The 24115-nt window shown below is 54.5% G+C and carries 21 protein-coding genes; 4 read left to right on the forward strand and 17 right to left on the reverse strand.

Annotated elements, in window-relative coordinates; translation table 11 throughout:
* Positions 1-11 precede the first annotated feature (11 nt).
* From proY to phoB, 6 genes are all read right to left on the reverse strand, one after another.
* Entirely contained in the window at positions 12-1364 is a 1353-nt protein-coding gene (gene proY, locus HHI26_RS06250; RefSeq protein ID WP_171148794.1) for a proline-specific permease ProY, read from the reverse strand.
* Positions 1365-1419: 55 nt separating this feature from the next.
* Positions 1420-2742 carry a branched-chain amino acid transporter carrier protein BrnQ gene (gene brnQ, locus HHI26_RS06255; protein WP_133846282.1) on the reverse strand — a complete coding sequence of 441 codons (1323 nt, stop codon included), beginning with the start codon at positions 2740-2742 and terminating at the stop codon, positions 1420-1422.
* Positions 2743-3158: 416 nt separating this feature from the next.
* Positions 3159-4259 carry a cobalamin-independent methionine synthase II family protein gene (locus HHI26_RS06260; RefSeq protein WP_171148795.1) on the reverse strand — a complete coding sequence of 367 codons (1101 nt, stop codon included), beginning with the start codon at positions 4257-4259 and terminating at the stop codon, positions 3159-3161.
* 386 nt (positions 4260-4645) lie between these two features.
* On the reverse strand, positions 4646-5569 hold the full coding sequence (locus HHI26_RS06265) for a PstS family phosphate ABC transporter substrate-binding protein (RefSeq protein WP_171148796.1): 924 nt from the start codon (positions 5567-5569) through the stop codon (positions 4646-4648).
* A gap of 19 nt (positions 5570-5588) precedes the next feature.
* Positions 5589-6902: a phosphate regulon sensor histidine kinase PhoR gene (gene phoR / locus HHI26_RS06270; RefSeq protein ID WP_133846279.1), complete on the reverse strand. Its 1314-nt coding sequence runs from the start codon at positions 6900-6902 to the stop codon at positions 5589-5591.
* A 23-nt stretch (positions 6903-6925) separates the two neighbouring features.
* Positions 6926-7615: a phosphate response regulator transcription factor PhoB gene (phoB, locus tag HHI26_RS06275; RefSeq protein ID WP_133846278.1), complete on the reverse strand. Its 690-nt coding sequence runs from the start codon at positions 7613-7615 to the stop codon at positions 6926-6928.
* A 212-nt stretch (positions 7616-7827) separates the two neighbouring features.
* Between phoB and sbcD the strand changes: the two genes are divergently transcribed.
* Entirely contained in the window at positions 7828-9051 is a 1224-nt protein-coding gene (gene sbcD, locus HHI26_RS06280) for an exonuclease subunit SbcD (protein ID WP_133846277.1), read from the forward strand.
* Positions 9048-12407 (forward strand): SbcC/MukB-like Walker B domain-containing protein, encoded by a 3360-nt coding sequence (locus HHI26_RS06285; protein ID WP_171148797.1) that lies wholly within the window; start codon positions 9048-9050, stop codon positions 12405-12407. Before sbcD ends, HHI26_RS06285 begins: the two co-directional genes overlap by 4 nt.
* Positions 12408-12454: 47 nt before the next feature.
* Here the strand turns inward: HHI26_RS06285 and HHI26_RS06290 are convergent, their stop codons facing one another.
* From HHI26_RS06290 to HHI26_RS06310, 5 genes are all read right to left on the reverse strand, one after another.
* Positions 12455-13102 (reverse strand): DUF799 domain-containing protein, encoded by a 648-nt coding sequence (locus tag HHI26_RS06290; protein ID WP_133846275.1) that lies wholly within the window; start codon positions 13100-13102, stop codon positions 12455-12457.
* Positions 13102-13452 carry a DUF4810 domain-containing protein gene (locus HHI26_RS06295; RefSeq protein ID WP_133846274.1) on the reverse strand — a complete coding sequence of 117 codons (351 nt, stop codon included), beginning with the start codon at positions 13450-13452 and terminating at the stop codon, positions 13102-13104. Before HHI26_RS06295 ends, HHI26_RS06290 begins: the two co-directional genes overlap by 1 nt.
* 18 nt (positions 13453-13470) lie before the next feature.
* Positions 13471-14145, reverse strand: a complete 675-nt coding sequence (locus HHI26_RS06300; RefSeq protein ID WP_133846273.1) for a CsgG/HfaB family protein — start codon at positions 14143-14145, stop codon at positions 13471-13473.
* Between the two features lie 301 nt (positions 14146-14446).
* Positions 14447-15514: an AraC family transcriptional regulator gene (locus tag HHI26_RS06305; protein WP_159337649.1), complete on the reverse strand. Its 1068-nt coding sequence runs from the start codon at positions 15512-15514 to the stop codon at positions 14447-14449.
* Between the two features lie 164 nt (positions 15515-15678).
* Complete coding sequence (locus HHI26_RS06310; protein WP_171148798.1) at positions 15679-16683, reverse strand: phosphotransferase; 1005 nt, start codon at positions 16681-16683, stop codon at positions 15679-15681.
* Positions 16684-16967: 284 nt separating this feature from the next.
* Here HHI26_RS06310 and eat point away from each other — a divergent pair, with 284 nt between their 5' ends.
* Complete coding sequence (eat, locus tag HHI26_RS06315; RefSeq protein ID WP_133846270.1) at positions 16968-18332, forward strand: ethanolamine permease; 1365 nt, start codon at positions 16968-16970, stop codon at positions 18330-18332.
* 63 nt (positions 18333-18395) lie between these two features.
* Here the strand turns inward: eat and mak are convergent, their stop codons facing one another.
* Positions 18396-19301: a fructokinase gene (gene mak / locus HHI26_RS06320; RefSeq protein ID WP_133846269.1), complete on the reverse strand. Its 906-nt coding sequence runs from the start codon at positions 19299-19301 to the stop codon at positions 18396-18398.
* Positions 19302-19446: 145 nt separating this feature from the next.
* On the opposite strand from mak, the gene rdgC reads away from it, so the two are divergent.
* The gene (gene rdgC, locus HHI26_RS06325) at positions 19447-20358 is read left to right on the forward strand and encodes a recombination-associated protein RdgC (protein ID WP_133846268.1); all 912 of its coding nucleotides are present in this window, start codon (positions 19447-19449) and stop codon (positions 20356-20358) included.
* Between the two features lie 67 nt (positions 20359-20425).
* Here the strand turns inward: rdgC and ppnP are convergent, their stop codons facing one another.
* The 5 genes from ppnP to aroL all read right to left on the reverse strand — a co-directional run bounded on the left by ppnP (position 20426) and on the right by aroL (position 23833).
* On the reverse strand, positions 20426-20716 hold the full coding sequence (ppnP, locus tag HHI26_RS06330) for a pyrimidine/purine nucleoside phosphorylase (protein ID WP_133846267.1): 291 nt from the start codon (positions 20714-20716) through the stop codon (positions 20426-20428).
* A 100-nt stretch (positions 20717-20816) separates the two neighbouring features.
* Positions 20817-21494: an AroM family protein gene (locus HHI26_RS06335; protein WP_167864055.1), complete on the reverse strand. Its 678-nt coding sequence runs from the start codon at positions 21492-21494 to the stop codon at positions 20817-20819.
* Between the two features lie 373 nt (positions 21495-21867).
* Complete coding sequence (locus HHI26_RS06340) at positions 21868-22659, reverse strand: IclR family transcriptional regulator (protein WP_133846265.1); 792 nt, start codon at positions 22657-22659, stop codon at positions 21868-21870.
* Positions 22660-22975: 316 nt separating this feature from the next.
* Entirely contained in the window at positions 22976-23167 is a 192-nt protein-coding gene (locus tag HHI26_RS06345) for a YaiA family protein (RefSeq protein ID WP_133846264.1), read from the reverse strand.
* 141 nt (positions 23168-23308) lie between these two features.
* Positions 23309-23833 carry a shikimate kinase AroL gene (gene aroL / locus HHI26_RS06350; protein WP_133846263.1) on the reverse strand — a complete coding sequence of 175 codons (525 nt, stop codon included), beginning with the start codon at positions 23831-23833 and terminating at the stop codon, positions 23309-23311.
* Positions 23834-24115 lie beyond the last annotated feature (282 nt).

The following is a 24115-nucleotide window of genomic DNA, read 5'->3' on the forward strand; positions in this document are numbered from 1 at the left end:
TCACATGCTGTCTAACGATTCTTACGTTTCACCCATTGCCAGCTCACCAGCAGCAACAGGATCCACCCCATCCCGACGTAAAGTGAAATACGGGTATCCGGGAAATAACCAATCAGCCCAATCACAAACATCAGAAACAGAATCCCCACTACGGCAGTGGCCGTGCCACCCGGCAGCGAAAACTTCAGCGCTTTCTGTTGCTCAGGCGTCAACGTACGACGGAAGCCGATCTGCGAGAAGAGGATCATAATCCACACCCAGACGGTAGCAAACGTGGCCAATGAGGCAATCACCAGGAACACTTTCTCTGGCATCAGGTAGTTGAGGTATACCGCCACCAGCATCGCCATCATCATCGCCAGCACCGTGACCCACGGCACGCCTCTGCGTGATACGGAAGCAAACACTTTCGGCGCATGTCCCTGCTCTGCCATACCGTGGAGCATACGCCCCACGCCAAACACATCGCTGTTAATCGCAGACAGGGAGGCGGTAATCACCACAAAATTAAGAATTGTTGCGGCGGCGGCTATGCCCAAATTCTGGAAAGTCAGTACAAACGGACTACCGTTCGTCCCCACCAGGTTCCAGGGGTAAATGGACATAATCACAAACAGCGTACCGACATAGAACACCAGAATACGCAGCGGTACCGTATTAATCGCCAGAGGAATCGACACCTGCGGATCTTTCGCTTCACCGGCTGTGATGCCGATAATTTCAATACCACCGAAGGCAAACATCACTACTTGCAATGACAGCACCACGCCTATCCAGCCATTGGGGACAAAACCGCCGTGGGTCCACAGATTACTGATCCCCGTTGCCTGGCCACCGTTGCCAATGCCCCAAAAAATAATGCCAAAACCGGCCACGATCATCACGATAATGGTGGCCACTTTAAACAGTGACAGCCAGAATTCGACCTCACCAAACACCTTTACCGTCGCGAGGTTAAGCGCGCCGATAATCAGCACCACGCTCAATACCCAAATCCAGTGCTGAACGTCCGGGAACCACACGCCCATATAAATGCCGAAAGCGGTGACATCGGCAATGGCAACAATCAGGATTTCAAAACAGTAGGTCCAGCCGGTGATATAGCCTGCGAGCGGGCCGAGGTAATCACGTGCGTAGCGGGAGAAAGAGCTGGCCTGTGGGTTGTTAACGGACATTTCACCCAGGGCGCGCATAATAATATAGGCCGCGAGCCCACCCACCATATAGGCAATCAAAACGCCAGGACCAGCCATTCTGATGGCGTCAGCCGAACCATAAAACAGTCCGGTGCCAATGGCAGAACCCAGAGCCATAAACCGGATATGGCGGGTACTCAGTCCCTTTTTGAGTGTTGTACTTGTCATATTTACACCTGTCGGCCCCTTACCGGCAAGGAGGTAAGGGGGAGTTTTTACAACGCTATTGCTGATGCGCAGTAACCGACTGGCGGCCTGTAACGCGATCGTACACGGCTACCAATACCAGCATCACCAGTGAAGGTGGCAACCATGCCAAACCTTGGTCTGCCAGTGGCAGATTCTGGGTTACTGCTGGCAGAAGTGCCTTTAAGTTCGTACTTTTGATTGCATCAACAATGCCGAAAACCAGGCTAACCAGCATCGTTGGCGCAATAATCCTTGAGCTTTTTTTCCACCATTTTAAAGTGAAGCTCAACAGTACCAGTACGATGCAAGGTGGGTAAATCGCAGTTAACACTGGAATTGAAATTTGAATCAAATGACTCAGACCCAGGTTAGACACCACCATCGAGAACAGACCAAGAATAAACACCAGCTGACGATAGCTAAGAGGCAAGTAGTGCTCAAAGAACTCCGCGCAGGCACAGGTCAGGCCGACAGCGGTCACCATGCAGGCAACAAAAATCAGCGCCGCCAGGAAGAAGCTGCCCATACCGCCAAAGGTATGCTGTACGTAGGCATGCAGAATGGCCGCACCGTTAGCGTTCTGGTCAACAATGGATGCACTGTCGGAACCCAGTTTAAACAGTGCCAGGTATACCAACGTCAGACCCACACCCGCAATCAAGCCGGCTATCACGGTGTAACGCGTGAGTAACTTCGCTTCTGTGATGCCGCGTGAGCGTGCTGCATTGACGATAACAATACCGAACACCAGCGCGCCGAGGGTATCCATGGTCAGATAACCGTTCACAAAGCCGCTCGAGAACGCCGCACGCTGATAATCAGCCGTTGCCGGTGCAAGACCGCCCGCAGGCCACAGCAGCGCGGCCAGGCCCAGAACAGCCAGTGCGAAAATTTTCAGTGGTGCCAGTACGTGCCCCACGGTATCCAGCAGTTTGCCAGGATAGAGGGAAATGCCAATCACCAGGGCGAAGTAGACGACGCTGTAGATCATCAGCGGCAACGCACCATCACCGGTCAGTGGGGCAATCCCCACTTCAAACGACACGGTCGCCGTACGCGGTGTGGCAAACAGCGGGCCAACGGCCAGATAGCAGACGGTGGCCAGCACGATGCCAGCCGCCTTGCCAATCGGTGAGCTGAGGGCATCAATGCCACCACCCACGCGCGCCAGCGCAATCACCGTAATCACCGGCAGACCCACAGCCGTGATCAGAAAACCGATAGCGGCCATCCAGACATGTTCGCCAGACTGAATCCCCACCATAGGGGGGAAAATGATGTTTCCCGCACCGACGAACAGGGCAAATGTCATAAAGCCCAGCGCCAGGATATCTTTCGAAGTTAAACGATGTGTCATAAGAAATTGTGTTGCCCGTGATGGTGTGAAAAGTCGTAATGTCAGGCTCAAATTGAAAACCTGTCCCCCTGCTCGCTCTAAAAACGCCGCCGAATCAAACCAATACAGTGGAATGCACTTTGTAATACCGGGTTGACAGCGAATGTGAGCTGATTATTTTCTGTATGCAGGGGGATGACGAAAAAACGGGGGTAAGTAGAACGTTTATAGCGAAGAAAGGCAATACGGGATCGGAAAAGCAGGATGATATAGCGCAAAAGACTGCATAACCAGTGCATATATTTAGATCTGATGAAGAATGCCTTACATGATTTGTATCTTTTTCGTCCGACACAACGTTAATTTCTGCAATAAACCCTCGTCATATGCACAAAAGGCGCGGAAAACCGCGCCCTGTACACAAAATGATGCAGTCATTACCAGATGCGGCTGGCGACATCCACCACCAGGCGCAGCTTAGCCCACTGCTGCTCTTCCGTCAGGCTATTGCCCTCTTCCGTTGAAGCAAAGCCGCACTGAGGGCTCAGGCAAATTTGATCCAGGGGGACAAACTGTGATGCCTCGCGAATGCGTTTTTCCACCGTTTCAGCGGCTTCCAGCTCCCCTATTTTCGTGGTGATCAGGCCCAGAACCACCTGCTGTTTGCCCGGTTTGATAAAGCGTAATGGCTCAAATCCACCAGAACGCTCGTTATCGTACTCCAGGAAAAAAGCATCAATGTTGACGCCGCCAAACAGGATTTCGGCCACCGGCTCATAGCCACCTTCGGAGATCCAGGTGGATCGGAAGTTGCCACGACAGACATGCAGGCCAATGACCAGGTCATCCGGCTTCCCTTCGATGGCTTTATTCAGTACACGGGCATAGGTGCGGGCCAGCTCTTCCGGGTTATCGCCACGTTCGCGGATCTGCTGTTTCTGATCGTCAGAACACAGATAGGCCCAGACAGTATCATCCAGTTGCAGATAACGGCAGCCAGCATCATAGAAGGCTTTAATGGCGTCACGATACGTCTGCGCCAGATCGTCAAAATAGACATCCAGATCAGGATAAACCTCAGCATCAATCACTTTACGCCCACCGCGGAAGTGCAACACACTGGGGCTTGGAATGGTCATCTTAGCCACGGCATCGCCACTGATGCTTTGCAGGAAACGGAAATCTTCCAGCATCGGATGATTGCTAAAGCCCAGCTTACCGGTCACTTTCACACCCCGTGCTTTTGTCTGCACACCGTTAAACTGAATACCCTGCTCGGCCTCATAACGCTCCACGCCATCCAGACCATCGAAGAAGTCGAAATGCCACCAGGCGCGGCGGAATTCGCCATCAGTCACCACCTGCAAACCGTTTTCACGCTGATGGGCTACCACCTTACGGATCGCTTCATCTTCCACCGCACGCAGTGCCGCAGCATCTATCTCACCAGCCTCAAACTGCTTACGAGCCTGTTTAATCTCAGCCGGACGCAGGTAGCTGCCAACCACTTCGGCACGGTATGGGGTAAATGTTGTCATGATGAAAACTCCTGGCCTGCACGCGGCGCATAATTTAGTGACGTAATAATTACATCAGGTTATTTTTAGACATCTGGATGTCTATATGTCTGTTGAGCTAAAGGTCTCATGAGAAACCTTCAGCGGCAACCGAAGAAATTTCACGGCAGATGAATAATTTTCATGATGACTGAGTGAGGGTCAGGCGTGCCTGACCCCTACAAGGTGGGAGCAATATATTGTAGGGGCGAGGCACAGTGACAGGGTCAGGCGTGCCTGACCCCTACGAGATGGGAGCAATATATTGTAGGGGCGAGGCACGGGTACAGGGGGCAGGCGTGCCTGACCCCTACGAGACGGGGACCCATGTATTGTAGGGGCGAGGCACGCCTCGCCCGAAGGCACGGTTACTCGGCCAGCATCGCACGGGCGCGCTGCATCTGCTGCTCAGACAGGGGCAGATACCCAGCCTGGCTGACCAGCGCCTGGCCCTGTGGAGAGAGCGCTAAACGCAAAAAGGCAGCCGTCAGAGGCTCCAGTGGTTTATCGGGCGCTTTATTGACATAGATATAAAGAGGACGGGCATAAGGATAGCGGCCGCTGCGAATATTCTCGGCGCTTGGCGCGATCCAGTCATTGCCATCACGCGCCACCGGCACGGTTTTGACGCCGCTGATATGAAACCCGGCACTGGCATAACCAATGCCATTCAACGTTCCCGCAACGGCCTGCACCACAGCGGCAGAGCCGGGATATTCTCCGACATCATTACGGAAGTCACCGTTACACAGCGCCTGCTGTTTGAAGAATCCCCAAGTCCCGGAGGCCGAGTTACGGCCAAAGCGCTGTAATCCCCGCGTCGCCCAACCGGGCTGAGTTAACTGTAAATCCCCCCAGGTTTTGGGCACGGATAACCCGCCACAGCGACGCGTCACCGAGAAAATGGCGTCCAGTTGCTGGGCATTCAGGCCGGTTAACGGGTTATCCTGATTGACCACCACCACCAGCGCATCCATCGCCACCGGTACAGCCAGCGGCTGATAACCGTAACTGTCTTCAAATAACTGGCGTTCTACCGCCTGCATCGGGCGGCTCATCGCACCTAGCTGAGCAGCCCCCGCGGCAAGCGCAGTCGGCGCAGTCGACGAACCGGCCGCCTGGATCTGCACATTCACACCGGGATACTGACGATTAAAACTCTCACCCCACAGCGCCATCAGGTTACCCAGCGTATCCGAGCCAACGCTGGTGAGATTCCCCGCCAACATGCCCTGCTTCGCCGGGACCTGCGAACTGACCAGCACCAGCGCCAGCGCGATTAACATTTTCATTGCATGGGTTCCGTGAGACTTAATGCAACGCATTCTCGACCAGTTCGGCACTGACAATCAACCTTGGTGGCAATTGAAAGCTGAAACAGGTTTCAGCGCCGGGCGTACTGCTGATATCCAGGCGCGTATTGTGGTGGCTGAGCGCATGCTTCACGATAGCCAGCCCTAATCCGCTACCGCCCGTCTGTCGGGAACGCGCTTTATCAACCCGATAGAAACGCTCGGTCAGACGAGGCAGGTGTTCCGGTGCAATCCCGGGTCCATTATCTTTAACCTTAAACTGTGCCCCCTGCGGGCTGCGCAGCCAGCTGATATCAATACGCGTGCCATCCGGCGTATGGTTAACCGCGTTATACACCAGATTGGAGATCGCACTGCGCAGCTGCTCGTCGTTGCCAAACACGCGCAAATGCGGGTCGGTATGGAAATAAATATCATGGCGGCCGTTACTGAGCGTTTCCGCTTCACGCTGCAACACCCGCAGCATCATCGGCACATCCACGGTTTCCTGCAAATCGATTGCCGGGGCAGCTTCAATGCGTGACAAGGTCAGCAACTGTTTCACCAGGCTGTCCATGCGTTTAGTCTGCTCCTGCATGGTGTGCAGCGCCTTATCGCGCAGACTGCCCTCCAGCACGGAATCGTTCATCATCTCCAGATACCCCTGCAATACGGTGAGCGGCGTACGCAGTTCATGGCTGACATTAGCAAAGAAGTTACGCCGGGCCCCTTCCAGCTGATGCATCTGGGTGACATCACGCGCCACCAGCAACCATTGCCCTTCACTGTAAGGCATCACACGAAATTCAAGATGGCGATGGCTGTTCAGCACCAGCGTAAGCGGGCGAGAAAAATCACGCTGACGCAGATAGCGGGTAAACTCGGGGTAACGCAGCAGATTGAGGATATTCTGCCCGTTATCTTCCGGCCAGCGCAGCCCCAGCATCTGCTGTGCGAGGCCGTTGCACCAAAAAATCGTCCCCTCTTCGGTGGTCAGTACCACCGCATCAGGCAGAGATTCTGCACCGCTACGAAAACGTTTGATCAGATGACCGAGTTCACGGCGGCGGCGGCGGTTACGCGCCTGCATTTGATACAGGCCGTAAAACAGCGGTTCCCAGCTGCCACGGCCGCTGGGAGGTGTCATGCTGCGGTCAACCCACAGCCAGTGAGAGAGTCGAAGTAAGTTGTTGAAATGAAAGCCCAGCACACAGAGTACTGAGATTAACAGCAGCCAGGGGAGCCAACCCACCAGCAGCCCGAGCAGTAACGCGGGCAAACCGGCAAGCAGCAGCTCAAACAATAATCTCTTCCAGGAGAGGCGTTCCAACACGGTTCAGACTCCAGCGCGAACAATCAATAGCGTGCAGAGAAACGATAACCTGTTCCGCGAACCGTCTGCACCATACGATCGTGCCCGGTCAGTTCCAGCGCCTTACGTAAGCGACGAATGTGCACATCAACGGTACGATCTTCGACGTAAACGTTAGTTCCCCAGACATGGTTTAGCAACTGCTCACGGCTGTAAACACGCTCAGGATGCGTCATAAAGAAGTGCAGCAATTTATATTCGGTCGGCCCCATTTCCAGCGGTTGCGTGTCAGACATCACGCGATGCGATGACGGATCAAGACTCAGCCCCTGCATTTCAATCACCTCTTCCACCGCCATCGGTGAAATACGGCGCATCACCGCTTTAATACGGGCCACCAGCTCTTTGGGTGAGAAGGGTTTCGTAATGTAATCGTCGGCACCCACTTCCAGGCCACGGACGCGATCTTCTTCTTCGCCACGCGCGGTCAGCATCATAACCGGAATATCCCGGGTCATGGCTTCACGCTTCAGATGCTTAATAAACTGAATGCCGGAACCACCCGGGAGCATCCAGTCCAGCAGGATTAAATCCGGCCACGGCTCAATGAGCATACTTACTGCGCTGTCATAGTCCTCGGCTTCGATCGGTTGATAGTCATTTTGTTCCAGAACGAAACACAACATCTCACGGATTGGGGCTTCATCTTCAACCACCAGAATGCGCTTGGCCATTATTGCTCCTGCTACAGTGACAGGTTGTCACGGGGATATGCGGCGCCATTATGCGTCAGTTTTATGACACTTTTATGAAAAAAGCACCCCCTAAAAGCATTGATGGAATTAAATAAAATCCCCTCCTCATCAATATGTTTATCTGCTCTGAATAATTCGGGATGCAGGACAGGTATAATACTCCCCACGCTTTCTGCCATGAAAGGACCCCCATGCGCATCATTCATACTGCCGACTGGCATCTTGGCCAGTTTTTCTACACCAAAAGCCGGGCAGCCGAGCACCAGGCATTTCTTGACTGGCTGCTGGTGAACGCAGAAGCACAGCAGGCGGATGCGATTATTGTGGCAGGCGACATCTTTGATACCGGCTCTCCGCCGAGCTACGCGCGTGAGCTGTATAACCGCTTCGTGGTCAATCTGCAGCAGACCGGCTGTCAACTGGTGGTACTGGGCGGCAATCACGATTCAGTCGCCATGCTGAATGAATCCCGCGAGCTGCTGGCCTGCCTGAACACTCGGGTGATCGCCGCCGCCTGCGACGATGTTCGTCAACAGGTTCTGGTTCTTAATCGCCGCGATGGCCAGCCAGGAGCACTGCTGTGCGCCATTCCATTTTTGCGCCCGCGCGATATTCTGCGCAGCCAGAGCGGGCAGTCAGGGCGTGAAAAGCAGCAAAGCCTGCTGGAAGCCATAACTGAACACTATCAGCAGTGCTGGCAGGAAGCGCTGAAACAACGTGATGCGCTGGGCCTGCCGCTCCCGATTATTGCCACCGGCCATCTGACCACGATGGGCGTGACCAAAAGCGATGCCGTGCGTGATATCTATATCGGCACGCTGGATGCCTTCCCCGCCGATTGTTTTCCCCCTGCGGACTATATCGCCCTGGGGCATATCCATCGCGCTCAGCGCATTGCCGATAGCGATCATATTCGCTACAGCGGCTCGCCGATCCCGCTCAGTTTTGATGAGCTGGGTAAAGCCAAAAGCGTGTTTCAGGTCGACTTCAGCGACGGCAAACTCAGCGCGGTCGAAGCCTTACCGATCCCGTTATTCCAGCCAATGCAGATGATCAAAGGCTCTCTGGAACAGATTGAGCAGCAGTTGGCGGCTCTCACGGCCGATCCACAGGGTGGCACCATCTGGCTGGACATTGAAATCGTCACCGATGCTTACCTCAGTGAGTTACAGCGCCGTATCCAGGAGCTGACCGAATCCCTGCCCGTAGAAGTGGTGCTGCTGCGTCGCAGCCGCGAACAGCGCGAACAGGTGATCGCCCGACAGAACAATGAAACGCTGAATGAATTGAGTGTTGAAGAGGTGTTTTCCCGCCGTCTGGCGCTGGAGGCCGAGGAACCTGAACGGCTGGAACGCGCCAGAGTGCTGTTTGCTCAAACGCTGGAAGCCGTTCGCCATGAGGAGCAGCCATCATGAAAATTCTGACGCTGCGCTTTAAAAACCTCAACTCGCTGAAGGGTGAGTGGAAAATCGACTTCACCGCAGAACCTTTTGCCAGCAACGGCCTGTTCGCTATTACCGGCCCGACGGGCGCAGGTAAAACCACCCTGCTGGATGCCATCTGCCTCGCGTTGTATCACGAAACACCGCGCCTGAAAGGCATCACTCAGTCGCAAAATGATCTGATGACCCGTGACACCGCCGAGTGCCTGGCTGAAGTGGAATTTGAGGTGAAAGGTGTTGCCTGGCGCGCTTTCTGGAGCCAGAGCCGCGCTCGCGGCGCCGCCGATGGCAACCTGCAGGCACCGCGGGTTGAGCTGGCACGCTGTAGCGATAATCACATCGTGGCCGACAAGGTCAAAGATAAGCTGGAGAGGGTAGCCAGTCTGACCGGGCTGGACTTCGAACGCTTCACCAAATCGATGATGCTGTCACAAGGGCAGTTTGCCGCGTTCCTCAATGCCGATGCCAATAAACGTGCCGAGCTACTGGAAGAGCTGACCGGCACCGAAATATACGGTCGACTGTCGGCGGCGGTGTTTGATCGCCATAAACAGGCGAAGGTGACGCTGGATACCCTGCGCGCCCAGTCCAGCGGTATGAGTTTGCTCACCGAAGAGCAGTGCGCCCTCCTTAACAGCCAGCTGGCACAAAGTGTGGAGCAGGAGCAGGTGCTTACTTCACAACAGCAGATCCAACTGAAAAAAAGTCAGGAACTGCAACAGATTGAACGCTTGCAACGGGAGCAGCAACAGCTGACCGTCAGCGCGCAGCAGCTGGATCAACAGCGGGAGCAGGCACAGCAGGCGCTGGTTCTGGCCACGCAGCAGCAAGAGCAGATCGTGCAGGCGCAGGCGCAACACCAGACGCTGCGTTTGCAACAGGAAACCCTGATCGCCGAACAGGTCCTGCCGCTTGATTTGCAACTGGCCACATTGCGCGAACAGCAACAGCAGCTGGAGCGTGAGCGAAGTGAACACCAACTTGCACTCACCACGCGCCAGCAGGAAAGCGCTAAAAACCAGCAGACTCAACAGGAAAAACAGGCGCAACAGCAGCAGTTAAGCACCTGGCGTGAGGCACATCCGTCGTATGCGCACTATGGCGAGCATCTGCCGCTGTGGCGTGAACGCTTTAGCCAGCAGCAGGATAGTGAGCAGTCACTGACCGCACAACGCTTGCGACTCCAGGCCCAGCAGCGCCAGGTACAGGAGTGTGAGCAGTCCAGCCAGCAGTTCCAGCAGCAGCAGGCCCCGTTACAGCAGCAGCTGGCCGCCGCACAGACCAGCCTCGATCAAGTGCAGCAACAGCTGGCCTCGCTACAACAGCTGCACCCCGAAGAGACGCTGCGCGCCGCCCTGGAGCAATTTGCCCGCCAGCGCCCGCAGCGGTTATTGCTGGCCACCCTGCTCCCGCAGTGGCAGCAGTTGAACATACGCCTCACGCGCTTACAGCAGGAGCGCCAAACGCTAACGCAACAGATCCAGCAAAACAGTGAGCAGTTACTTACCCTGCGGGCCAGCTGGAAAGAGAAATATCAACATCAGCAGGACCTGGAAAAGCGCTGTGAGCTGGAGCGGCGTATTGCCGATCTGGAACAGCACCGGGCACAGCTGGAAGCGGGCCAGCCCTGCCCGCTGTGCGGTTCAGAAAACCATCCGGCCGTACAGCAGTATCAGGCGTTACAGCTGTCGGAAAATCAGCAGCGGCTGGGCGCATTAAAGCGTGATGTTGAACAGCTTAAAGATCAGGGCAGTACCTGCGCCGCGCAGCTTAAACAGGCGCAACAGCAGGACGAGCGCCAGTTGCAGGAAGAGGCGGAACTGAACCGTCAGATGCAGCAACTGGAGCAGCAATGGCAGTCCGCCACCGCCGCCCTGGCGCTGTCACTCAGCCCGCAGCAGCATCAACAGACCAGCGACTGGCTGGCACAGCAGGATGAGCAGGAAACGGCAAAGCAGCAGCAGTTACAGCAGCTGGAGCAAGCGTTGCGCCACTGCCAGCAGCAAAAAGAGGCGCTGTATCAGCATCAGCAGGCCTGGCAGGTCCTGCAACAGCAGATCCAGCTTCAGCAGCAGCAGTTTACTGCCGCCACGCAGACGCAGAGCGAACAGCAGCAACAGCTCACCCTGGATGAACAGCGCGCACAACAGTTGCGCATCAAGCTGGCAGAAGGGGTTGCACCGCTGGGGCTGACACTGCCGCAGGATGGTGATTACCAGCGCTGGTTGCAGCTGCGCGAAACGGAGTGGCAACAGTGGCGCAGCAACAGCGAGGCGCTGGCTGCGCTGGTCCCTGAACTGGCGACACTCTCCAGCCGCCAACAGGCGCTGGAAGAAGAGTTACAACAACAACAGGCACGCCTGGCTCAGCTCGACCAGCGTCTGCAACAACAGCAGGAAACGCTGAAGCACTGCCAGCAGCAGCGCCAGGCATTGTTTGGCGATCGCGACGTTACGACTGCACAGCAGCAGCTGCGAACAGAGACGGAACAGCATGCGCAGGCCGTTCGCCAGGCGCAGACTGCGTGGCAACAGCAGCAGGACAGGATAAATACCCTGACCGGACAGCATAAATCACTAAATGAGCAGTTGATTAATCTACAATCGCAATTAGACGAAATGGTGAACCAATCAGGCCATTTTGATGACCTGCCTGCACAACGGATACTACTGGAAAGCCAGCTGAGTGAGTTAAATCAGCAACTGCGCGAGCTGGCCAGCCAGCAGGGTCAGCTACGTCAGCAACTGCGAGATGACAGCGAACGGCGCACACAACAGCAGACATTGCTGGCTGAGATCGCCGCTAACGAACAGCAGCTGGAAGACTGGAGCTACCTCAATCAGCTTATCGGTTCCAAAGAAGGGGATAAATTCCGCCGCTTTGCCCAGGGGCTGACGTTAGATCATCTGGTGTGGCTGGCCAACAATCAGCTTAACCGTCTGCACGGTCGCTATCTGTTGCAGCGCAAATCGCAGGAAGCGTTAGAGCTTCAGGTTGTTGATACCTGGCAGGCTGACGCACAGCGTGATACCCGCACGCTGTCCGGTGGCGAAAGCTTCCTTGTCAGTCTGGCGCTGGCGCTGGCCCTTTCCGATCTGGTCAGCCATAAAACCCGTATTGAGTCACTGTTCCTGGATGAAGGCTTTGGCACGCTGGATGCGGAGACACTCGACAGTGCGCTTGATGCGCTGGATGCGCTCAATGCCAGTGGCAAAACGATTGGGGTAATCAGCCACGTTGAGGCAATGAAGGAACGTATTCCGGTGCAGATAAAGGTGAAAAAGATTAACGGACTGGGTTACAGCAGACTGGAAACACCGGGGCAATAGCAGCAAACAGGGGCGATCCTCTGCGATCACCCCTGTTTGCATCAGCGTTATAACGCCGTTTTCACTTTGGCGCGCGGCCCTGGCAGGATACTGCCGTTGCGACCATCGGCAGAGAGCATCGTGCTCCCGGCAATAATCGCTATATCATGACTTTTGTCGGTCATATTGTTGGAGATTTGCTTCACCGCTGCCGTTATCAACATGCCCACCAGGCCGTTGTTACTGTTGTCCTGAGCATCGGACGCAAAGCCTTTACCCGCCCAGATCTGTTTACCGGTACGCAGGTCAACCAGACGTGCTACTGCGCTGACCTGAGTCGCACTGTCCACGACCCTATATTGGGTGCCGTAGCTGATCACTTCAACATACAGCGCCGCATCAGCATGGAAAATCTCGTGTAGTTTAGCGGTGCTGACACCCTGAGCATCATCGGCACTGGCCAGGCCGTTCTGCTCAAAGGTTTTATCTACCACCGCCACCGGGAACACATAATAACCGGACTCGGCCAGCGGCGCGGTTATCACCGACACCAGACTGTGGGCAGCCTGAATATCCGGGCTGCTGTTCTTCGCAGGCAACACCACAATCGAGGTAGGTTTGCTGGCACGAAAAGCCGTATAGTCATAAGGCGTCTGTTTAGCACAACCACTCAGTACCAGCGCCACAGCTGCGGCAATAAAGATCCGTAATTTCATTATTTCTTGTCCTTATTGCGCATCAGAAAATCCATATAAGCGGCTGATTCCGGGAACTGTGATTTTTCGGCATTGAACTGCTGAAAAGCCAGGTCTGGACGGCTGGTTTCCACATATAGCAATCCTATCTGGGCATGCAAGCCAGGAGGTACGGGTTTATTTTTTGCTTTCGCCTGCTCAACCACCGCGTTCAGCGATTCAATCTGTTGTTCAGGTGATTTGTCACGTTTGTAATAGCTATAAAGTGAGGACTGGTAATCCCCCCAGTAATAGACCGTTTCTTTTTTTTGGGCACAGGCCGTCATTAGCAGCGCGGCGGCAGCCACGCAGACAACGTTAATCATCTTCACTGTTAATTCCTTATTATTTTATTTAACCGGACGCCATGCGCCAGATTCGATTCCATTCACCAGATGATTCACTGCTTCGCGTACCGCTAAATCCATCACTTTACCATTCAGCGTGGAGTCATAGCTGGCGGTACCACCAAAGCCAATCACTTCGCGATTAGACAGAGTGTATTCACCTGCGCCCTGAACGGAATACACCACTTCTGAGGTGGTGACATCCACCACATTCAGGTTCACTTTGGCATAGGCGACCTGAGACTTACCGCGGCCAAGAATGCCCCACAGCTGCTGGTCGCCCACTTCTTTACGACCAAACTCGGTAATATCGCCGGTGATAACATAGTTGGCACCTGTAATGGACTGCTGGCTGCCTTTGTACTGCGCTTCGGCTTTCAGCTCATCAAGGTTAGCGCGGTCCAGCACATTAAAACGGCCAGTCTGCTGCAAATGGGTAATCAGGATGGTTTTCGACTGGTTACCTAACCGATCGACACCGTCAGAAAATATGCCATTCATATACGCAGAGCGGTTATCAAACTTACCGACAGCAATCGGGCTTTTTACGCCCTGATAGTGTGGCTGAGTCGCAGCTGCAACCTGAGGGGCTTCAATAGAACGTGAGGATTCCGTCGCGCAGCCGGTGATCACCGACGCGCTTAATAAGGTTAAAACAACAAGGCATTTGGATTTCATTTCATATCCCTGAATGAATTCATAACTCAAATAAAAACCCTGATCCGGAATGAATATCCAGAATATAATCAGCACGGGTTATTATAAAATAAAGGCAGGACGCCTTTGGCACGGAAGACTACCACAGAGAAATTATAAAAATAAACTGAAATGTTTAATTATTTTAATTTATCACGGTAACAAATCACATGGGGGATGTGAATCATAGTCATTTAACTAAAATAAGCCACGTCATCTTGATGCAAATATAAGGATTATCCGAGCCTTCAGTGATACCTTACTCGTGACCTCATACGATGGCTTATCCTGTCAGCTCATCCTGTCGCCACTGACGTGGGCTGATGCCAAACCAGCGACGAAAAGCACGGGAGAACGCACTGACCTCAGAATATCCCAACAACAGGGCCATTTCGGAAATCGGCAGCTGACGCTGCTGCAAATAGTGTTTCGCCATTTCGCAGCGTACGTTATCCACCAGCGTGGTAAAACTCAGCCCTTCCTCGCGCAGGCGTCGCTGTAATGACCAGCTCGACAACCCCATTTTTTCCGCCACATCATCCAGTACAGGTTCCCCTTGCAGGATCACCAGATGAACCTGCGCCCGCGCCTGATCGACGATATTCTGCTGCGGCGTACTGCTGTTCAGACGCTGGATAGCATCCTGCATTACGCTCAGTAATAAGGGATCGCTGTCCGGCATCGCACGGAGCAAATCGCGTTTCGGGATCAGTAAGGAGTTGAAAGGTTGATCGAAATAGACAGGGGCATCGAACACTTTACAGTGCTCATGCCATTGTGAGGGACGTGGGTGTTCGAAATGCACCTCACGCGGCGCCCAGTTTTTTCCTGCCACATGGCGGATCAGGTTAAGGAACATGCCGAGCGTGAGTTCCGCATCCTGGCGACGGCAGAGGATAGCACCGTGACGCACCTGATAATCCAGCCGCCAGCAGTCCCCCTTATCCACCAGCCGCGTCAGCGTATCGTGCTGGTGCCACGGAAACGCATTCGCCACATTGTGCAGTGCCTGTTCCAGCGTGGCGCTGCACAGACCGATGTAGCCAATCAGACCTAATGACTGCGGTTTAAACTGCCTGCCGTAATGTAAACCGAAATTATCACAACCTGAATACCGTGCCGCTTCTTCCATCACCCGGCAATAGTTGATTAAGCCCAGACTGAGCGTGGGCTGTGCCAGCAACTCCGGGTCGATACCGCTGACGCCAAAAATTCGATCAACATCACCGCCGCTGTGGCAGATAAACTCGCTCAGTCCACTGGCAGCAGCAGCCAGGACCCCACGATTGCAGGCGCTGGCACTGTGCAGAACATGGCTGGTTTCTGAACGGGCCAATGGGTTGGGTAACATGATTAATGCCTCCTGCTGCGGTGTGGGCTCTTTACTCCTCTTTACACAGCAAATTGCGTACCAACCACAACATCGGACAAAATCAGCGTGTTAGCCTACGGCTCAGTGCGAATAAGCACTGTGGAGGCGCAGCGTTGCCCGTCCACGGTGCAGTAACATGAGGGTTATACGCCAACAGGCAGATCGCGCGTCTCCAGGTAGCGGTGGCACAAACGCACAGAATGATCCGCCCACTGTGGCCCAAGACTTTGCGCCATCTCCGTTTCCGCATGCGATCCCGCCCAGGCCAGCAGCTGGATCCGGCGCTGGATCAGTAGCGCGGGTATCCTTTCCATCTCAGCATCGGTGATATGTGCAACCTGCTCGTAGCCCCGGATCCAGTGTTCAACCCATTCTGCGGCACGCGGATGGTGCTCGACAAAACTGATCGCCGCCGCCAGATCGTGCAGATACCAGCCGAAACCGCAGTCATCAAAATCGATCACCCGGGTTTCGCCTTTATACAGCAGCAGATTCGTCAGTCGCAGATCGGCGTGGATCAGCCCGTAGTTGCGGGGCTCCTTGCCGAACTCTGCCAGCGTCGCTCCCACTCGCGCGATCGTCTCCTCCACAATGCCGTGATCCTGGACGTGCAAATTCGGCGCATCGCGCCAGTCGCCCCAATGGCTTTGCGGGCTGACCATGGTGTGATGATCCCAGATGATACGCTGAAAACCCGCCGGGCGCTGCCATCTGCGGCTGTGCTGATGCAGGCGAGCGGTAATATTCCCCAGTTGCTGAAAGGCACGCGGATCAACATCGGTCCCCGGCATCTCCCCCTCGATCCAGTGGAACAGCACGGCATGACGTACCGAACCCTCCTCCAGCATCAGCGTTTGTACGCGTTGTCCTTCACGATCGACGACCGCCTGCGGCACATCAATGCCGGTTTCACGTAGGGCATCCAGCCACTGCAACTCACTTTCAATATCGGCACGCTGGTGATAATCCGCCCGGTGCAGGCGCAAGGCATAACGTTTGCCACCCGCTTCGAGTAAAAAGGTCGCGTTTTCTGAACGGCACAGCAGGCTAAGTTTGCCCTGTAACGCTGCCGGATAGCGCAACAGTGTCATTTCGGCGAGGCGCAGCAGTGCGGTATTGTTCAGGGTGTCATATTGTTTTGCGGTCATAGTCTGGCTCCGGAGTCAGTTTCAGGCAGTGCTTCTTTGCCTGACAGCATCCTATCGCTTGCCCTCTTCCGGCTTGACAGCAGACGACCCTGTTTTGACCGCAGCGTACACCTGGCACTTTTTTTGCGAGTGAGTTGACCCGCGAGCACAAAAATCATCATGCCCGCGTCAAGTTTCCCCCAACGGGCAACGGCATTATCGAATAACGCTCTCCAACCGCCTCTACGCCACAAACATCTGCGGCGTAGGGGATGAAGGGGAAACACACTCACGGGGATAACGACATGACAACGAAATTAAAGCCCACGCTGGGCACCATACATTTGTGGGGCATTGCAGTCGGTTTGGTCATTTCAGGGGAATATTTTGGCTGGAGCTACGGCTGGGGCGTGGCGGGAACACTCGGCTTTTTGCTGACAACGCTAATGATCGCCACCATGTATACCTGTTTTATCTTCAGCTTTACCGAGCTGACCACCGCGATTCCACATGCGGGTGGCCCGTTTGCCTACAGCCGTCGTGCATTTGGTGAGACCGGCGGCCTGATTGCCGGTATGGCCACGCTGATTGAATTCGTCTTTGCTCCTCCGGCGATTGCGATGGCCATCGGTGCCTATCTCAACGTTCAGTACCCGGAACTCAACCCGAAGTACGCAGCGGTGGGTGCCTATATTGTCTTTATGACGTTGAATATTCTGGGGGTGAAACTGGCGGCGATGTTTGAGTTAGTGGTCACCGTACTGGCGGTGTTCGAACTGCTGGTGTTTATGGGCGTGGTCGCACCGGGCTTCAGTATTGCCAACTTTGCCGCTAACGGCTGGGCAGGCGGTGAACACTTCGGCATGCCGGCACTGTCAGGTATCTTTGCCGCGATCCCATTTGCCATCTGGTTCTTCCTCGCCATTGAAGGCGCAGCGATGGCAGCAGAAGAAGCGAAAGATCCGAAACGTACGATCCCGCGTGCCTATATTGCCGGGATCCTGACGCTGGTGGTGCTGGCCCTCGGGGTGATGCTGATGGCCGGGGGGGCTGGAGACTGGCGCGTACTGTCTAACATTAACGATCCGCTACCGCAGGCAATGAAAATGATCGTGGGTGAGCACTCTAACTGGATGCACATGCTGGTGTGGATCGGTCTGTTCGGTCTGATTGCCAGTTTCCACGGTATTATCCTCGGCTACTCACGCCAGTTCTTCGCTCTGTCTCGCGCTGGCTATCTGCCTGCGGGCCTGGCGAAACTGTCACGTTTCCAGACCCCTCACCGCGCCATTATTGCGGGTGGTGTGATCGGTATCGCCGCTATTTTTAGCGACAGCTGGATCAACCTGCAGGGCATGTCACTGACCGCAGCGATGATCACCATGGCGGTATTTGGTGCCATCGTGATGTACATCATGAGTATGCTGAGCCTGTTCCGTCTGCGCCGCACTGCCCCGGAGCTGGATCGCACCTTCCGCGCACCAGGTTATCCGATCGTTCCCGCGATTGCGCTGGTACTGGCTGTGGTGTGTCTGATTGCGATGCTGTGGTTTAACGCCCTTATCGGTGTGCTGTTTGTGGCGCTGATGCTGGCAGGTTACCTGTGGTTCCTGATGACCAAAAGCCAGCGTGACAACGCACCACATGATGCGATGCTGCATGGCGAATAAGGTCAGATTGCATTAACTCGCCGTTGGGGCCGATCATTTTCCGATCGGCCCTTGTTTTACGCATTACAACGGCCACAACCAGGCCGCACCGCGCACGCCGCTGGAATCACCGTGAACAGCCTGCCGGATGGGCGTTTCAAACTCTCCGCCAAACACCCAGTTTTTCACCAGCAGTGGCACCGTCTGATACAACCGCTCGACGTTACTCATTCCCCCACCCAGCACAATCATGTCCGGATCAAGAATATTCACCACGTGGGCCAGCGACTTCGCCAGGCGCAGTTCATAGCGGCTCATCGCCAATTCGGCCACCGGGTCCTGTTGTGCCACCCGCTGCATAATCTCCGCGCCTTTTAATGACACGCCGCTCAGGCGCTGGTAATCCGTGGCAAACCCGGTTCCGGAGATAAAGGTTTCAATGCAGCCTGCCTTACCGCAGTAGCAGGGAACCTCTTCCCGGTAGCGCAGCTCATCTTCATCCATCCACGGCAGCGGGTTATGACCCCACTCCCCCGCATTGCCGTTGCCACCACTGTGTGCCTGGCCATTCAGCGCGACTCCCGCACCGCACCCGGTGCCAATAATCACCGCGAACACCGTTTGTTTGCCTGCGGCCGCACCGTCCACGGCTTCAGACACCGCCAGGCAGTTGGCATCATTGGCGATACGCACCTCACGGCCCAGTCGCTGCTGTAAATCTTTATCCAGCGGCTGACCGTTGAGCCAGGTGGAGTTAGCATTTTTTACTCGCCGGGTATAAGGCGATAGCGTACCGGGGATCCCCAGCCCCACTGTGCCCTGCTGGCCCGTCACTTCTTCTGCGCGGCGTACTAACCCGATAATGTTTTCCAGGGTTTTTTCATAGTCGTCACGCGGCGTGGGGACGCGATAGCGGAACAGTTCCTCCCCCTGGTCGGATAAGGCAATCACTTCTGTTTTCGTGCCACCTAAATCGATACCGATACGCACTTGTTATTCCTCATGATTTGACGGTGAGATTATTACCTTAGAAGGAGCGGTGCTGAAAGGCAATGAAACCCCGCCGCCGATTCGCTATCATGCGCGCTGACTTTGAACTCGCGCGCCTTTTGCGCGTCCGGAGAGGGAATGCAGCATGCTGTGGTTTAAAAATTTGATGGTTTATCGTCTTAATCGCGACATTCCGCTGGTAGCAGACGAGATGGAAAAACAGCTCGATGCCTTCTCTTTCACCCCCTGCGGTAGCCAGGATATGGCCAAGACCGGTTGGGTTTCTCCCATTGGTCCACGTAGCGACGATCTGACGCACGTCACCAACGGTCAGATTCTGATTTGTGCGCGTAAAGAAGAGAAAATGCTGCCATCGCCGGTGATCAAGCAAGCACTGGAAGCGAAAATAAGTAAACTGGAAGCTGAGCAATCGCGCAAGCTGAAAAAAACAGAAAAAGACTCTCTGAAAGATGAAGTGCTGCACAGCCTGTTGCCACGCGCCTTCAGCCGTTACAGCCAGACCTATGTGTGGATCGACACCGTTAACAACCTGATTATGGTCGACTGCGCCAGCGCGAAAAAAGCAGAAGATACGCTCGCCCTGCTGCGTAAAAGCCTCGGCTCACTGCCCGTGGTGCCGCTGACGCTGGAAAGCCCGATTGAACTGACGATGACAGAATGGGTGCGTTCCGGTGAACTGCCGGCAGGATTTGCACTGATGGATGAAGCTGAACTGAAAGCGATTCTGGAAGATGGCGGCGTGATCCGCTGCAAGAAACAGGATCTGGTGTGCGACGAGATCGCCAACCATATCGAAGCCGGAAAACTGGTGACGAAACTGGCTCTCGATTGGCAGGAACGTATTCAGATGATCTTGTCTGATGATGGTTCGATCAAGCGCCTCAAATTCTCAGACATCCTGCGCGAACAGAACGACGATATTGATCGGGAAGATGTGACAGGACGTTTTGATGCTGACTTTATTCTGATGACGGGCGAGCTGGCTGCGTTAATCAGCAATACTGTGGAAGCGTTAGGCGGCGAAGCAGAGCGTTAATGCTGTTGCGGGCGACGCATGCGTCGCCCCTACACGTAGGGGTCGGGCATGCCCGACCCTGCTTAAATCAATCTTTCAGATAACGGCACAGATACGCAGAAGGCTCAGCCACCTGCAAATGAAACTCACTGTGGCCCGGCACGTTAAAGATCTGGCCTGGCTGATAGAGTTTCCACTCAACTTCCCCTGGCAGTAACACTTTCAGGGAACCACTTACCACGGTCATCTCTTCTGCCTGAGCCGTACCAAAAGTGTACTCGCCTTCAGCCATCACACCCACACTGGCACGACCTGTGCTGGCGCTCTCATAACCAATCGACTTCACTTTACCGTCGAAATACTCACTAACATTGAGCATATAATTTCCTTAAAATCAGAGACAAAGGTAAGTTTGCAGTGTAGAGCCATAATTAACAGGCTGTCACGCACTATTGCGTACCACGCACTGCAATCGTGACTTATACCAACAGTTCTGCCGCCAAACGGGCAATCAGCATGTTAGACAACAGAACCGGAATACCGAGAAGTGCCTGTAAAAAATCGCGATGACGCGGGTGATAGCCCATGCAGTCCAGCACCACCACATCGGCACCTTGCTCCTGTAATGATAATGCGGCCTCAATAAGCGGCTCATCATTGGCATGATACGGGCTGGCAACGGCAAAACAGGGGGGATGCTTCAGGTTTTTCCATTTATTCTTCTGAGCATGAATTTGCCCGGCAACCGATACCACGATCCCGACCTGATGCCCGCCAACAATGGCCTTCACCAGCGGAGGGACCAGACGGTCAGGCTCCAGCAGCACAGCGGTACTGGCGTAAAGGGGGCCGCAGTCACCCGAACACAATAGTAGGATAGTGTCGTACCCGCACTCTTCTAACATCAGAATGCGCTGCTGCAATTCCGTTGTGATTTTCTCAGCCGACACGCAGACCTGGCTACCGTCATTCAGCCGGATAACCTGCATTTTGCCCCCTGTGTCGGGCGCATATTGCCGCTCAATTTGCGCATGCGTCAGGTCATCAAGCAGCCCGACATGAACGATTTGCTCTTCAGGAAGATGCTCCAGCAGCAGCGGCAGAATGTCGGTGCGTGGAGACTGCCCACAAGAGAGAGTAACCAGAGATGGCTTCATAGTGCATAGTTCCACTGACAACAGGCTATCATCCTGCTTAATCTTTGGCGGCTGCTTAACCTCTCCCCCTGGGGCGAGGGCGCAATGGCCTTTGGTATTCTCTACTGAATAATAGCAGTAACCCCCCGACACCCTTTGATTATCCTTGAACCTGATCTCATCAATGTGCGACCCCACACAGAAACAGGGGTTAGATCACATTGAGCAACGTCAGTTTCAGGCAAAAAAGAGAGATCCCCTGAGGTATCAGGGGACCCCTTCTGGGGATGATCATCCTGCCTCTGACGGGCTGTTTCAGATAATCATGTCACTACGTGGTACTGCAGGTGCCCTGGTGGAGGCGTACTTCATATCCGAAAAGGAGATGAGGTAATTACTGCAGGGCAGAGGTCATATTGCCTCCCTGCCCTGCGCGGTCACCGTATTTCCCCGCCAGCTCACGCGTCACAATCTGTAATGCGTCCAGCGCGGAGGAAGAATAAGGTGACGCATGATGCTCAGACGGAAACGACAGGCAAAGTGCGACCGTTTCCCCCCGATGTTTATTGGTAATCGTGGTGGATACCGCACTGATCCCCTGTAAGGTTTCATTGCGGGCCAGCGCCCATCCTTGTTGACGAATACTGGCCAGTTCAGTGAGCAATTCATCCAGCGTCTGCGGTGAATTCGGCGAGTTCACCTGCCAGCTTCCGGCATAAAGTTTTCGGACATAATCATCGCTATAACGGGAGAGGATCGCCCGACCAACCGACGTTTCTGCCGCCGGCAGACGGCTCCCTGGCGGAGTAACAACCTGAATGAACATTCGGCCCTGGAACATGCGCATCACCATAATCTCACGCCCTTCCAGCACGGAGATATAGCCCGTACAGCTGGATTCCGCAGCCAGCCTCGCCATCATTGATGACGCACCATCCACCAGCGGCGTGGAGAGATAGTTACTGGCCAGCGTCAGCAGCATATGCCCGACATGAAAGCAGCGGGTATCGGGATCGCGCTCCAGCAGACCTTCGCTTTCCATGGTAGATAGCAGCCGCGAAACGGTGCTTTTCGGCAGCCCCAACGCCTGGGCAATATCGGTAAACGTCAGGCCTGGCTGGCCCTGGCTCACTCCACTTCGATTAAAAAGTTTCAGTACCGCCGTCGCATTCTCTAAGGTGGTCATACCTTTTGTTCCACTATTAGGAACTCCTGTTCCTGTTTTACCGTTTTGATAAACCTACGGCCAGGGTGAATCAGGGTCAAGCATTAATTTGGGTGCAGGAGGAAGGTCACCGATGTGATCATTTTGTCAGGACTGAAGGTGATACTTCAATATGCCAGAGAGGGCGAAATAGTGAATATTTATGGCGATAAATCCCGTAGCAGCAGGCATTTATGCTGTGACGGCGCGAGGTTAAAAGTAAGATTATTCGTAAGAAATTGCGACAATAGTGCGGAGTAAAACGGATGTCGGCATCCTTGCCTGTACACACCATTTTTTATTCTTTCGACTGGTCTTCATAGCGTTTTTTAGCATCCAGCGCTTCCTGCTCGGTTTTGTGCTCGCTGATCAAAGAATCAGGTTTCGGATGGTCGGCACGGAGTTCATACCAGATCACCGATTTGCCGGGCGCGCCTTTCTCGACCGGTATGATGTTCGCTTCTCGTGGATATGGTGGTCTGCCTGGCATAGTGCCCCCTTTTGATGTCAGTAAACGTGCGCGGCCAGTATGATGACCTTACCTGAGTATAGACAATCGAAACGGTTTATCTGCGGGACAAGGGAGAAAGCAGGCAAGAGGGGTGCAGGCAACGCTGCACCAACAGAGAATTTAGCTGGCGCGGGCGAGAGAAAGCACGCTGAGGATCTGGCTGACGACGCCGTCAGGGGACTGCATAGCGTTAATAATATGGTGCGCAGTCTGGCGATATAACGCATCACGCGCCGCCAGCACTTCAACCATCTCTTCCGCAATCGGCCGCCCGGTCAGTGTCGGACGCTGTTCGGCTTCAGGATAGGCTTCAAGACGATCTGCCAGAACAGCGGCATCGGCATTCAGATAGATGACCTGCCCATGTTCACGCATAAACTGACGATTTTCTTCGGATAAGACCATGCCGCCACCCGTGGCGATCACCGTTGAGGGTGCAGTGACGGTTTTCAGCGATGCGGTTTCACGCAGGCGGAAGCCCGGCCATCCTTCACGAGTCACAATATCCGCAACGGTTTGCCCACTGGACTGCTGCAATGCGTGGTCGGTGTCAAAGAAGGCGTACCCTAATGCCAGCGCCAGTGCATGTCCAACGGTTGTTTTTCCGCAGCCACGTGCGCCGACCAGATAGATGGGTAATGACATAACAGGCACTTCCTTTAGCAAACGCCGACGCCGATAATTAGGCGCAGCAGGCCAACCAATGAATAACGTTGCAGCGCATAATACCCGACATTTTCCCGGCGGGCCAGCAGTAACGTTTTATTTACAGCAGTGCATGCACACCAACCCATTAAGCTTTTGTTTAATAATCAATTATTGGTGTAATAATTTATTTACACATAGTGAACACACGCCTTTCTTGCCGCAACATTTCCTTACGCCAGCATGATTTACTTTCCCTGCGGTCTTGCCACTATAAACGCT

This window comes from Erwinia sp. JH02 (genome assembly GCF_013074405.1).
GTDB classification, from domain to species: Bacteria; Pseudomonadota; Gammaproteobacteria; order Enterobacterales; family Enterobacteriaceae; genus Erwinia; species Erwinia rhapontici.